This window comes from Kinneretia sp. DJ1R-11, from assembly GCF_025717595.1.
Taxonomy (GTDB): Bacteria; Pseudomonadota; Gammaproteobacteria; order Burkholderiales; family Burkholderiaceae_C; genus Paucibacter_A.
On sequence record NZ_JAJIRR010000016.1, the window covers coordinates 99,194 to 111,592 of the forward strand.

Here is a 12,399-nt window from a genome sequence, read left to right on the forward strand (position 1 = left end):
TGCTCCGCGCTCTCAGCGCGCCGGGCCTGCCGGCTGGGCGGGCAGGGTGGCGTTGCGCTGCAGGATGTTGGAGAACTCTTCGATGAAGGATTCCAGGGTGATAGCGCTGCGGTCGATCTGGCGCGCAAAGCGGTTGTAGGCCAGCACGGCGGGGATGGCAGCGAACAGGCCGATGGCCGTGGCCACCAGGGCTTCGGCAATGCCGGGCGCCACTGTGGCCAGGGTCACCTGCTGCACATTGGACAGGCCGACGAAGGCGTGCATGATGCCCCAGATGGTGCCGAACAGACCAACGTAGGGCGAGACCGATCCGACCGAGGCCAGGAAGGAGAGGTTGCTCTCCATGGTGTCCATCTCGCGCTGGAAGCTGGCGCGCATGGCGCGACGCGAGCCGTCCAGCAGGGCCGTGGGCTCGACGACGCGACGCTCACGCAGCTTTAAAAATTCGCGCATGCCCGAAGCAAAGATGCGTTCCAGCGGTGCGCCACCGGTCTTGCCGTTGACCGCGGTGTAGAGCTCGTTGAGGTTCTTGCCCGACCAGAACTCCTGCTCGAAATCCTCATTGCCCTGTTTGATGCGCGATAGCGAGATCAGCTTGCTGAAGATCACACTCCAGCTGGCCAGCGACACGGTCAGCAAGGCAGCAATCACCAGCTGCACCGCCAGGCTGGCGTGCATGATCAGGGCGACGATGGAAAGGTCTTGGTTCATAGAGCCACAACAGGTTTTTGGAGCGCCCCGATCACCGAGGCAGGAATACGGCAGGGTTTGAATTCGGCGGTGCCGCCCTCGGCGGACAGCTGAGAGGCCACGCAGCCAATGCGGATCTCGCCTTCGGCAAGTAGGCGGCGGCCTTGAGGCCCCTCGATGAAGGCCTGCTGAAAGACCAGCATGCTCGCACGGCCGAGTTCGCGCGGCTCGACGGTGACGAACAGCCAGTCATCCAGCCGCGCCGGGCGAAGATAACGCACCGAGGTCTGGCCGACCACGAACATCACGCCCGCTTCATGGCGCATGGCTTCCTGGCCAAAGCCCAGGCGGCGCAGCCATTCGGTGCGGGCGCGTTCGAAAAACTTCAGGTAGTTGGCATAGAAGACCACGCCTCCGGCGTCGGTGTCTTCCCAATACACGCGCAGGCCATGTTCAAAAACGGGTGCGACGGCGCCAGGATTCATGTCCTTCGAGCTCATGCGGATGCGATCCGGTAACGCGGCAGTTGCTCGGTCAACCGGGTCACGGCCTCGCGCAGATCGTCCATGCTGCTGGCGTAGGAGAGGCGCAGCCAGTGTTCGCTGCCGCTGCGGCCGAAGTCTCGGCCCGGCGTCAGGGCGATCTGGGCGCTGCGCATCAGATCAAAGGCCAGCTCCCAGCTGCTGCGGCCTTCGGAGCAAAAGTCCGAGGCATCCATCCAGACGTAAAAGGCACCGTCCGGCAACACCGGTACGTGCAGGCCCAGGGCTTGCAACGCCGGCACGATGTAATCGCGCCGCTCGCGGAAGGCCGCGCGGCGTTGTTCGTAGATGGCCAGGCTGTCGGGTTCGAAGCAGGCCAGGGCCGCATGCTGGGCAATGCTGCTGGGGCAGATGAAGAGGTTTTGCGCCAGCTTCTCGATCGGTGCCACCAGTTCGGGCGGCAACACCAGCCAGCCCAGGCGCCAGCCGGTCATGCTGAAGTATTTGGAGAAGCTGTTGACTGAAATCACGTCCTCGCCCAGCGCCAATGCGCTGTGCTCGAAGCGAGCGTCCTGGCTCAGGCCGAGATAGATCTCATCGACGATGGTCACGCCGCCGTGCGCGCGCACAGTGGCCACGATCTCGCGCAAGGCCTCGGGTTCGACCGAAGTGCCGGTCGGGTTGCTGGGTGAGGCCAGCAGCACGCCTCGGGTCTGCGCGGTCCAGGCGTCTCGCACCTGGGCCGGGCTGGGCTGAAAACGCTGCTCGGGCCCGGCGGGCAGCAGCACCGCCTCAGCGTCCACCGCAGCGACGAAATGCCGGTTGCAGGGGTAGCAGGGGTCGGGCATCAGCACCTGATCGCCGGCTTCGAACAAGGCTTGGCAGACCAGCTGCAAGCCCGCCGAAGCGCCGGCAGTGATGACGATGCGCTCGGGCGCGATCGTCAGACCCCATCGCTGGCCATACCAATCGGACAGGGCCTGACGCAGCGCGGGCAGGCCGGTGGCCGGGGTGTATTGGGTGCGGCCGGCGTTGATGCAGGCCTGCGCAGCCGCTTGCACGGCCGCGGGCGCGCCGAAATCCGGCTCGCCGATGTTCAGAAAGACCATGGGGCGGCCGCCCTGCGCCGGGTCGCAGATGGGGCTGCGCGCCAGCTCGGCGGCAGCCTTGCTGCACTCCATCACATAGAAAGGCTCGATGTGGTCGAGTCGGCCGGCCAGCTTCATTTCGAAGCGGAACTCCCGGCGGCGCCGGCCTTGCCGCGCGCGCTCACTTCCAGAGGGCGCAGGTCGCCCGCCGCACGGTCGAGCACGCCGTTGACGTATTTGTGCCCATCCGTGCCGCCGAAAGACTTTGCCAGCTCGACGGCTTCGTTGATGGCGACCTTGTAGGGAATGTCGACGCAGTGCTTGAGTTCGTAGGCACCGATCATCAGCACCGCGTGCTCGATGGGCGAGAGCTCGGTGGTCTTGCGGTCCACATGGCGTGCCAGCACGCCGTCGAGGTCGGAAGCCTCCAGAATGCAGCCATTGAGCAGGGCGTCGAAATGGGCGCGATCGGCCTTGTCGAAGTCCTGCTGCTCGCGCATGTGGGCGTCGATGGTGGCCACGTCATCGCCCGTGATCAGCCATTGATAGAGGCCTTGCAGCGCCGCTTCGCGCGAGCGACGGCGGGCCGATTTGGGCTGCACGCGCTTGCGCGGGGCGCTGCCAGTGGCGCTTTTTGCTTGGGGTGTGGCGCTCTTGTCGTTCGTGTTCACTGCAGGTCTTCCATCAAATTGGCCATCTCGACCGCCACACGGGCCGCGTCACGGCCTTTTTCCTCGGCGCGAGCCCAGGCTTGTTCTTCGTTCTCGACCGTCAGGATCGCGTTGGCGATGGCGATCTGGTTGTCCAGGCCCACCCGCGTGATGGCCGCACCGCTCTCGTTGGCGACCAGCTCGAAGTGGTAGGTCTCGCCGCGAATGATGCAGCCCAGGGCCACCAAGGCGCTGTAGTCTTGGCTGTCGGCCATGGCGTTGAGGGCAATCGGCACTTCCAGTGCGCCGGGCACGGTGACATGGCGGATGTGGTGTTCGCTCACGCCCAGGGTCTTCAGCTCCGCCACGCAGGCTTCGGCCAGGCGGCTGGTGATGGCGTGGTTGAAGCGGGCTTGCACGATGCCGATGCGCAAGTCTTGCCCGTTCAGCGAGGCTTGAGCCGCGGCGTGGCCTTTGTCCGATCCTTGCATGGTGTGCGCTTCTCTCAGGAGTTAGGGGTGGTGGCCTTGAAGCCGGTGACTTCCAGGCCGTAGCCGGTCATGCTGGGCATGCGGCGCGGGCTGCCGAGCAGGCGCATCTTGTGCACACCCAGTTCGCGCAGGATTTGCGCCCCGACACCGTAGGTGCGCAGGTCCATCACTGTGCGCGGCGGCTGGGCGGGTTCGCTGGCTTGCAGTCGTGTCAGCAGGCTGCCGGCTTCTTCGCCGCAGTTCAGCAGCACGGCCACGCCGCAGGGGGCGGCGTGCAGCTCGGCCAGGGCGGCGGGCAGCGGCCAGGAGTGGGCGCTAGAGCCGGTGTCCAGCAGGTCGAGCACGGACAGGGGCTCATGCACACGCACCAGTACCTCGTCACTGGCCGACCACTGACCCTTGCTCAAGGCCAAGTGGGTGGCACCGGTGCGGTCGGTGTAGACGCTGCAGTCGAATTCACCCTGGGCGGTTTGCAGCTTGCGTTGGGCCACGCGGCTGATCAGGGTTTCGTTGCGGCTGCGATGTTCGATCAGGTCGGCAATGGTGCCGATCTTGAGCCCATGCTCCTTGGCGAACTCGATCAGATCGGGCAGACGGGCCATGGTGCCGTCGTCTTTCATGATCTCGCAGATCACCGCGGCGGGCGTCAGGCCGGCCATCTGGGCAAAGTCGCAACCGGCTTCGGTATGACCGGCGCGCATCAGCACGCCGCCGTCCTGGGCTTGCAGCGGAAAGATGTGGCCGGGCTGCACCAGATCGCGCGCCTCGGCACCGCGGGCCACGGCGGCCTGCACCGTGCGCGCACGATCGGCGGCCGAGATGCCGGTGGTGACGCCAGTGGCGGCCTCGATGGAGACGGTGAAGGCGGTGGCGTGCTTGGTGCCGTTGCGGCTGGCCATGGGCGGCAGCTGCAGGCGCTCGCAGCGCTCGCGAGTGAGGGTCAGGCAGATCAAGCCACGGCCGTACTTGGCCATGAAGTTGATTGCTTCTGGCGTGACATGGTCGGCCGCCAGCACGAGGTCACCCTCGTTTTCGCGGTCTTCTTCATCAACCAGGATCACCATACGGCCGGCAGCAAGCTCGGCCACCAACTCGGGGACGGGAGATATGGGCATAAACCCGATTGTAGGCGGGGCAGGGCCGCTCCAACTGGAGCGGGGTCATCAATCGCGCAGCGGCCGGGCCCGCAGGCGCAGATCCTCGCCGATCAGCGTGCATTCTTGCCACTGCCAGCGCTGGGCTTGATCGAGCTGGCTCAGGGCGGGGAGGGCAGCCAGCTCGCGCCCCGGGCCGAGCAGCAGCGGGGCCAGGTAGACCAGGAGTTCGTCCACCAAGCCAGCGCGCAGCAGGGAGCCGTTGAGCTTGTGCCCGGCTTCGACATGCAGCTCGTTGATGCCGCGCCGGCCCAGTTCGTCGAGCAAGGCTGGCAGATTGACCTTGCCACCTGGGCCCGGCAGGCTGATTAACTCGGCGCCCATTTCGCGCAATGTGGCGGTCGTTGCATGCCCTTCCAGTGACTCAAGCGCGTGGCAGAGCAAGACCTGACCCGGTGGCGCCAGCAATCGGGCTGCGGGCGATATCTCCATCCGGGAATCAACGATGACGCGCAGCGGTTGCAGCACGGTGTCGACCAGGCGCACATCGAGCCGCGGGTCGTCATCGCGCACGGTCCCGATGCCGCTGAGCACGGCGCCCGCGCGCTTGCGCCAGGCATGGCCGTCCCGGCGGGCTGTCGGGCCGGTGATCCATTGGCTGAGACCGTTTTCCAGCGCCGTGCGGCCGTCCAAGGACGCCGCCAATTTCAAGCGCACAAAGGGCCGGCCGCGCTGCATGCGCGAGAGAAAACCGATGTTCAGCTCGCGTGCTGCTGCGCTCAGGGGCGTGTCACCGAACCACTCGGCTTCCACCCCAGCGGCGCGGAGGCGTGCCATGCCTTGGCCGGCGACTTGCGGATTGCTGTCCTCAAGCGCCGCGACCACGCGAGCCAGGCCGGCCGCGATCAATGCATCACAGCAAGGCGGCGTGCGGCCTTGGTGGGCGCAAGGCTCCAAGGTGACGTAGGCGGTGGCGCCCTGGACCGATTCACCGAATGCTTGCGCGTCGCGCAGTGCCATCACCTCGGCGTGGGCCTGGCCCGCCGCCTGGGTGTGACCTTGGCCCAGCAAGCGCCCATCGGGCGCAACGATGACGCAACCCACACGCGGATTGGGGTCGGTCAAGCCAATGGCCAGCTCAGCAAGACGAAGGGCATGGCCCATGGCCTCCTGCGGCGAAGCCAAGCTGGCCGGGCGGGGCAGGGCCATGGTGACGCTCACCGTTCAGTCCCAGGGCGCGGTTTCAAGGGCAGGGGCCTGGCTGCTGCTCAGGCTGGCGCTCTCCGACGGCGGCAGGGCCGCCAGGGCTGCGCCAGCAGCGAAGAAGTCATGTTCACCGCCCAAGCCCTCGATCAACTCGGGAATGAGCTTGCACAGCTCGCCGGTGGCGAGGGCCGCGTCAGCATCGAAGGCTTCATCCTTCTCTGGCGTGTCGCGGCCTTCGAAAGCGAGATCCAGAAAGCTGATCTTCTTGATTTGCAAGGTGTCAGTGAGCATGAAGGACACGCGGTCTTTCCAGCTCATGGCCAAGCGTGTCGGTGCCTTGCCACTTTGCAGATGTTGGCGGACTTCTTCGATGTCCAGCGAATGACGGGCGTAGCGCACGACCGACTTCATCTCGTCGCCGCTCTTGAGTTCGCACTCTCGGTCGATCGTGAAGCCCTCGGGCGGCACGCCATCCATCAACCAGGCGGCCATGCAAACGGCTGGGGACTCGGCCGTCTGCACCAGGTGCAGGTTGAGGCCATCGAGCGCCTTGACCAGCAGGGTGACGACTTCCTCGGCGCGATTGGCGCTGCCGGCGTCGATCATCAGGAGTTGCTGTGCTGGCGCGATCCAGACACGGATCGACGACTGCTTGGTGAAGGCCTGGGGCAGCAACTCCAGCGTGGCTTGTTCCTTCAGGTCCTTGATCTGCTTCTTGCCCGGCTTGCGACCGGTTTCCTGCTCGATCCGAGCCGCCAACTCATCGGTTCGCTTGCGGACCACCGATCCGGGCAGCACGCGCTGCTCCAGCATCAGCTTGAGCAGCCAGTGGCCACCAATGTCTTCCACCAGGGGGGCATGGGGAATGCCTCGTGGTGAGGTCCAACCCAGCGACTGCGCCTGAGTGGCGCCGCATTCGACGAAGACCGACTTCGCTAGGCTTTCTTCAATCTGCTCAACTGTGGCCTGCCATTCCGCAGCAATGCGGTACACCATCAAATTCTTGAACACTGCAGTCCTTGCTTTTTCACTGGAGCCCGCTCGCTTGGGGCGCGAACGGCAAAGCTTGGATTGTCACTCAGCTCGCGGTGTCTGGCGCTGACCGGTCCACTTAACGAGGCTGCTGTTGGACGGTGCTGTTGTTGACGAAAACGCCGTTGGCTGGGTTGATGGCTGCGCCCGCAGGGCAGCTGGCTGCAGCGTTGATGACCAAGAAGTTCTGCCGCGCCAAAGATCCGGACACTGCGTTGTAATTCTCTGGGTGCTCGGTGTTGCTGATACTGCCATTGCCGTCATAGTCGGCGCTGTAGCGACAAACCTTCTTGGCATCGGCGCCGCCGCCCAAATTCAAGCCTGACAGTTCGAGTCGTCCTGACCAGATGCGCGGCGTGGCGCTGTTGGGCTCGACAAAGCAGTTGAAACTGACAAAAGCCATGGTGTTCGCTGCGCTGGTCGGCGCGTCATCGAAACACTGGTGGACCGGGGCACTGATTGCGCCGTTCAGCCTGCTGTTGACGATGCCGACATCGAGTGGCCAGGCGGTGCCGCCGGGTTGGGCCGGATCCGGCATCGCCGCCGAGGAAAATTTGACCACGCCGCTGAGCAAATAGCCCACTGTGTTGTTCGAACAGCCTGCGACATCCGCCGCCGTCAGGCTGCTATTCAATGTTCCCATGGCCACCGTACAGACGCCCGTGATCGTGCCGGTCATGTTGTTGAACACCCAAGCGACGGTGGCAGTTGGGGCCGGCACGAACACACTTTTGCCGTTTCCGAGATCCTTGGCCAGGACAGGGATGCTGACGTCGCGCTCAGCCGGTCGCCGAGTTGCTGAAGTGCTTGCTGGTAGGCCAAGAGAGGCGCCCAAGGCGGGGTCCGCTCGGGCAATGAAACTGTCCAGCATGACAAACTGGTCATTGCCAGCCCGGTCCTGCCATTGCACGCGCAGCCGGACTTCCCGCAATGGAGATTGGTCCTGTTCCTGTCCTACAACTGGATCGGCCCAGTCGGTGACGGTGCGGGTCACACTGAAGTCAGTGTTGCCGCCGGCTGCACTCGCAGCTGCCGAAACGACTCCGGCATAGGCGCGAGTTCCGGCCGGGCCGGAAGCTGCGGCTTCGGCGCTGAGCACGGAGTAGTCGCGCAAAGTTTCCATCTCACCTTGTGCCAGACGTAAAGCTTCTCCACGCTGCAAGGCCTGATCGCTCCCGCGGCGCATGGTGCTTTGAATGCCCGCCAAGGCCACCATGCCGAAAGCCATGATCAGCAGCGCCACCAGCGCCTCGATCAAGGCAACACCACGCCCTTCCGTCATGTGTGCTCTGGACATGGCCAGTCTCGGGCTCTGATTCTTCGTCTTCATGTCAGTTCCACCAGCTTCCAGGCACGCGCACAAAGCTGCCGGTCTGGTTTTTTAGGGCGTCGATGATGGCGCTTCGGTACCACAAGTCCACTCGGCCAGACGCATCCATATTGCCTTCCACCAGCAGGGCGCCCTTGAGTAGGGATACATCCGCGCCGGCATTGCCCCATTGCAAATCGCCGCGCGCATAAAGCAGCCCTGAAATGGTCATGGGGCCATCAATGGCGACATCGCCATTGGCAATGATCACCATCGGGCTGGCGTCGGTGCCAAGGGTGTTGTTGGCTTGCAGGACCAAAGGCCCCTCAATCCAGGCCATGCGTACGCCGCGGTTGTAGGCGGCCAAGAGAGTCCCGCTGCAATCGGCGCCAGCGGGGCAATTGACCCTGCGCATGGCTGGCTGATCTCGGTACTGGGGTGCCGTCATGCCGAAGTACATGGAGAACATACGCGCTGCGCTGCTGCCACTCAGGTTCGAATCATTCTCGATGACGGCCGTCAAGCCAGGCGTGCCTGGTAGGCTGCCCAAACGGTCGGCATAGGGGTTGAGCGTGGCAAGGGCAGGCTGTCCGCTCACCAGGAGAATTCCAGAGCTGCGCGGGTCGCTGTTGTGCAGGCCAAGCCCTGTGGCACCGACGGTCAAAGCCCCCTTGACTGTGAGTGGCGATGCAGGTGGGTTCTTGAGTGCACTGATCAGCGCGACATCCACTTCTGCGACCGTCAAACTCAGCAACTGCGAGGCCACGGCGGAAGGATTTCTGCAATCGACGTAATTACCACTGCTACACCCCTCGACTCTCAGTCGAACTGCGCCGGGTCGATTCTTCAAGGTAGGGCTGGTGATGGGCGGGGGAATGATCGATACAGCAAAACCCGGCTGCATGTTGTCTCCCGCAGCCACCGCAGGTGGGGCTGGCAAGCCGGCTGCACTCGGGTTTGGGCAGCGGCAGGCCCAACTGCCCCCTGCATTGGAACGCACGCAATTGCTGATGTATCCGGCAGCGAGCTTTTCGGTGATTGCCCGGTCGCTGGCGATACTCAGATATCTGTCCCGAAACCGTTCACTGGCGCCAGCAGCCTCTCTGCAGCTTGCGTTTACATTCGAACCATTGAGCATGGCAACTGTCCATTCAAGACCAGCCTCGGCGGCCTCGCTTGATACGCCCATACGGTAATAGTTGCTGGCGATACGCTGTTCGAAAATCATATTGCGATTGGCATAGGCCGCCATCATCGCCATGATGAGGAACAGAACCATGACGACCACCAAAGTGGCTGCACCGGCCTGCTTTCCCTTTGCTTGCGGGCTCATGAGCAGGCTCCGGCGAGTTCGTCATTTCGCACGCGAGCAGATACTTGCAGTACCCGAGCAACGTTAGCGTCATGAGCGGATCGGCCAGCAATTCGGATGGTTACACGTCTTTGCTGCAATTTGGGGCAAGTGCCAGTCGCTGGTGAACAAGCGTTCTCGCAGCTGTCTGCCAAGCTACTTTCCTGCGTGTTCAAGGTGATCCGCAAGCCGGTCACTACAAGTACGCTGGGGTCCGTCATGGGCTGCCAAGTCTCGCCTAATAAGAACTTGATCGTGCCCTGGTCCAGCTTGAAGCCAAAAACTTCGGTACTCTCGTTCACCTCGTTGTCTTCTAGCGGACTGGCATCATTGAATCGTTCTTTTTGCTTCGAATAGCTGTATTGAAGTTCGTCTCCGCCTTCACTTGGAGTGACCAATAGACGCCTGATGTAGGGATTGGCCACAGGTGCGACAAAGGGGCTGCCTGCCGCTGCAGGCGCCCAAAGCCCATTTTGCGGCACGGCCCAAGAGCCAGCCCGCCTGACTTCTTTGAGCATCAGATCTGCGGTTGCCCGCAAATCTTGTTGAATCTGGGTTTCCAGTGTGAGGCGGCGATGTTCTGCAACCTGGTTGGTCATCATCAAGCTGGCGCCGGCGACAACAATCATGCCGACGGTGATTCCCACCATCAACTCGATCAAACTCAAGCCCGTTTGACCTCGTTTCGATGAAGTTGAATTCAGCATGCTGGCGCTCCCGGCATCGAGCCATCGGGCGTGCACTGGATAGCGCGACCCATGGCGTTCAGCTGTACTTTCAAGGTGAATCCACGGATCCCGCTCACGGTGATGGCGAAATCGGGCACCGTTGGCGTCATCTGGGGGTACAGGAATCGCACACGGTTGACCGACGATGCATCCCAACTTCCCGTGGTCTGGAGGCTGACTCCGGTAGCACGCAGCACTTGTGTCGTTCGGATCTCCTTGAAATTGGTGTATCCGGGCCCCAGAACGTTGATACAAGAGTTGCCGGCGCCGCGCGTGCACTCGCAGCCGCCGATGGTTCCGAAATAAAGAATGGAATAGCAGCTCTGGTTCGCATCACTCATGAAGCGCAAGCTCACCGACTCCAATGCGATGCCGCTTTCAGAACGCGCGTACGCAAGGTCAGTGGTCAGCTGGTCTGCGACCATTTGGACACGACGCCGGTTCAGCAGGTCAGCAAGTGACGGCAATGCCAAGCTGAGCAGTACGCCTACAACTACCAGCACGACCATCAATTCGACCAGCGTCACACCTCGATACTGACGAGTTGAATCGTTCATTTGGGCCAGCATTCTTGTTGGCTATCAGTGGCTGTCTGGGTCTGGGCGATGTAGCGCAAACTTCCGCCTTCCATGCGCATGATCATGACCGCGCAACGAACATCGTTGGACTGGCTGCCCGTACTCTTGGCCTCTGCCTTGATTTGGTAGCCTGAAACATACTGCGCTGGGTCCCCCAGCCCGCTCAAGCTCAGCTCGTAGTTGCCGTCGGATGTGGTGCTTGAGGTGAAACCAAGGTTGGACAGTGAGTTGGAGTAGCTTGCGCGATTGCTGCGCCATCGTTCTTGGGCCTGCGTAACCGCGGTCAGAGCCGCAATTGCGGAAGACCGCCGACTCTTCATTGTGTACTCGCGGTAGGTGGGCAGTGCGACTGCCGCCAGGATGGCGATGATGACGAGCGCGATCAGCAGCTCTATCAGGGTGAACCCTCGATCCCCCGTACAAGGGTGGTGACGCGCTTTGGAGCTGATTCTGAGCGATGCTTGCATGCGCGATTATGTGGATACAGCTTCGCACGTTGTCGCCGTTCAATCGCCGCTTGTCCTGAGCGTTTGACCGCTAGTCGGCGAGGCCTTCACTTAGGGGGGGGCGCTCTTTTTCGGCTCTAGGCGCATGCGGGCAGGTTGCCTATACCGGATGACAGCGCGCAACTACGCACGCGTCCGGCAATGCTGACGATGTGTCGGATGCCAAGCCCGGAAGCTTCGGTGATATCGATGCTGCCCGTACTTGTGACAGCGCCTTGCCTAGCATTGAAACTCATAGTGCCCACGTTGGCGCGAATGCTGATCCTTGTGCTGCTCGGCAACCACTCGTGGCGAAGCACTTGTGCCTCTCCGCTGCACACAGCTTGGCCACTGTCATCGCAGCTGCAGTCGTTGGGGCGGCCTGAGTGGAGCACATAGCAGCTCCCGCCGGGCATTTGGCGGAAACGGATGTGGTACTGAGCAGCGGTCATCACCGACTCGCTGCGAGCCTGTTTCAAGTCAGTCATCAGGGTCTGAGCCCGCAGCTCCACTGCCTTCCGTTGCTTCAGCTGCTGCATGGCAGGCAGGGCTTGCGCCGCCAACAGGGCAGAAACGACAAGTGCTAGCAGGCTTTCGACGCCAGAAAGACCGCGTTGCGAGACAGACTTGCTGTGACTCATGACCGACTCCATTTGCTGCGGGGACTGCAGCAAATTTAGTAGCTGGTGCGATGGCTTTCTGTCACCCTAAGGGGGCAAATGGCCCCCTCCGAAGGGGGGGGCTCAGCGGGGACGGGGGGCGGTTAGATTTCGCCGATCAACTGACGGAATTCATCCACATCTTCAAAGCTTCGGTAGACCGAAGCGAAGCGCACATAAGCCACCTTGTCGATGCGCTTGAGTTCGCGCATCACCAACTCGCCCAATTTGTTCGAGGGCAGCTCTCGGGCGCCGCTGGTCAGTAGGGCTTCCTCGATGCGCAGCAGGGCTGCGTCGATTTGCTCAATGCTGACTGGGCGCTTGCGCAAGGCCAGTTGCATGGATGCGCGGACTTTGCGGGAGTCAAAGTCCGCGCGCGTGCCGTCTTTCTTGACGACCACGGGCAGGGCGATTTCGGCCCGTTCGTAGGTGGTGAAGCGCTTGTCACAGCCGAGGCAGCGCCGCCGACGGCGCACCACATCGCCCTCATCGGATTCCCGGGTTTCGGCGACCTGGGTTTCTCCATGACTGCAAAAGGGGCAGCGCATCGGCGGTC

The 12,399-nt window shown here is 62.8% G+C and carries 15 protein-coding genes; all 15 read right to left on the reverse strand.

Annotation, left to right across the window (positions count from 1 at the left end):
- Nucleotides 1–12: 12 nt before the first annotated feature.
- The 15 genes from tolQ to nrdR all read right to left on the reverse strand — a co-directional run bounded on the left by tolQ (nucleotide 13) and on the right by nrdR (nucleotide 12,391).
- Complete coding sequence (gene tolQ, locus LNV23_RS21270; protein WP_263564828.1) at nucleotides 13–711, reverse strand: protein TolQ; 699 nt, start codon at nucleotides 709–711, stop codon at nucleotides 13–15.
- The gene (locus tag LNV23_RS21275) at nucleotides 708–1,190 is read right to left on the reverse strand and encodes a YbgC/FadM family acyl-CoA thioesterase (protein ID WP_263564829.1); all 483 of its coding nucleotides are present in this window, start codon (nucleotides 1,188–1,190) and stop codon (nucleotides 708–710) included. The genes tolQ and LNV23_RS21275 overlap by 4 nt, the downstream gene beginning before the upstream one ends.
- Nucleotides 1,187–2,398, reverse strand: a complete 1,212-nt coding sequence (locus tag LNV23_RS21280; protein WP_263564830.1) for a pyridoxal phosphate-dependent aminotransferase — start codon at nucleotides 2,396–2,398, stop codon at nucleotides 1,187–1,189. The genes LNV23_RS21275 and LNV23_RS21280 overlap by 4 nt, the downstream gene beginning before the upstream one ends.
- A complete protein-coding gene (nusB, locus tag LNV23_RS21285) occupies nucleotides 2,395–2,931 on the reverse strand; it encodes a transcription antitermination factor NusB (protein WP_411910611.1) in 537 nt (178 codons plus the stop codon). The genes LNV23_RS21280 and nusB overlap by 4 nt, the downstream gene beginning before the upstream one ends.
- Entirely contained in the window at nucleotides 2,928–3,401 is a 474-nt protein-coding gene (ribH, locus tag LNV23_RS21290) for a 6,7-dimethyl-8-ribityllumazine synthase (protein WP_263564831.1), read from the reverse strand. The genes nusB and ribH overlap by 4 nt, the downstream gene beginning before the upstream one ends.
- 14 nt (nucleotides 3,402–3,415) lie before the next feature.
- Nucleotides 3,416–4,516 carry a bifunctional 3,4-dihydroxy-2-butanone-4-phosphate synthase/GTP cyclohydrolase II gene (ribBA, locus tag LNV23_RS21295; RefSeq protein ID WP_263564832.1) on the reverse strand — a complete coding sequence of 367 codons (1,101 nt, stop codon included), beginning with the start codon at nucleotides 4,514–4,516 and terminating at the stop codon, nucleotides 3,416–3,418.
- 48 nt (nucleotides 4,517–4,564) lie between these two features.
- The gene (gene ribD / locus LNV23_RS21300; protein ID WP_263564833.1) at nucleotides 4,565–5,704 is read right to left on the reverse strand and encodes a bifunctional diaminohydroxyphosphoribosylaminopyrimidine deaminase/5-amino-6-(5-phosphoribosylamino)uracil reductase RibD; all 1,140 of its coding nucleotides are present in this window, start codon (nucleotides 5,702–5,704) and stop codon (nucleotides 4,565–4,567) included.
- 15 nt (nucleotides 5,705–5,719) lie between these two features.
- Entirely contained in the window at nucleotides 5,720–6,712 is a 993-nt protein-coding gene (locus LNV23_RS21305; protein ID WP_263564834.1) for a recombination-associated protein RdgC, read from the reverse strand.
- Nucleotides 6,713–6,812: 100 nt separating this feature from the next.
- Nucleotides 6,813–7,991, reverse strand: a complete 1,179-nt coding sequence (locus tag LNV23_RS21310) for a type IV pilus modification PilV family protein (protein WP_263564835.1) — start codon at nucleotides 7,989–7,991, stop codon at nucleotides 6,813–6,815.
- 73 nt (nucleotides 7,992–8,064) lie between these two features.
- On the reverse strand, nucleotides 8,065–9,375 hold the full coding sequence (locus LNV23_RS21315; protein ID WP_263564836.1) for a pilus assembly PilX family protein: 1,311 nt from the start codon (nucleotides 9,373–9,375) through the stop codon (nucleotides 8,065–8,067).
- Complete coding sequence (locus tag LNV23_RS21320; RefSeq protein ID WP_263564837.1) at nucleotides 9,372–10,100, reverse strand: PilW family protein; 729 nt, start codon at nucleotides 10,098–10,100, stop codon at nucleotides 9,372–9,374. The genes LNV23_RS21315 and LNV23_RS21320 overlap by 4 nt, the downstream gene beginning before the upstream one ends.
- Nucleotides 10,094–10,678, reverse strand: a complete 585-nt coding sequence (locus LNV23_RS21325) for a prepilin-type N-terminal cleavage/methylation domain-containing protein (protein WP_263564838.1) — start codon at nucleotides 10,676–10,678, stop codon at nucleotides 10,094–10,096. The genes LNV23_RS21320 and LNV23_RS21325 overlap by 7 nt, the downstream gene beginning before the upstream one ends.
- Complete coding sequence (locus tag LNV23_RS21330) at nucleotides 10,675–11,166, reverse strand: type IV pilin protein (RefSeq protein ID WP_263564839.1); 492 nt, start codon at nucleotides 11,164–11,166, stop codon at nucleotides 10,675–10,677. Before LNV23_RS21330 ends, LNV23_RS21325 begins: the two co-directional genes overlap by 4 nt.
- A 116-nt stretch (nucleotides 11,167–11,282) precedes the next feature.
- On the reverse strand, nucleotides 11,283–11,825 hold the full coding sequence (locus tag LNV23_RS21335; RefSeq protein WP_263564840.1) for a GspH/FimT family pseudopilin: 543 nt from the start codon (nucleotides 11,823–11,825) through the stop codon (nucleotides 11,283–11,285).
- Between the two features lie 122 nt (nucleotides 11,826–11,947).
- On the reverse strand, nucleotides 11,948–12,391 hold the full coding sequence (nrdR, locus tag LNV23_RS21340) for a transcriptional regulator NrdR (protein WP_263564841.1): 444 nt from the start codon (nucleotides 12,389–12,391) through the stop codon (nucleotides 11,948–11,950).
- Between the last annotated feature and the right edge of the window lie 8 nt (nucleotides 12,392–12,399).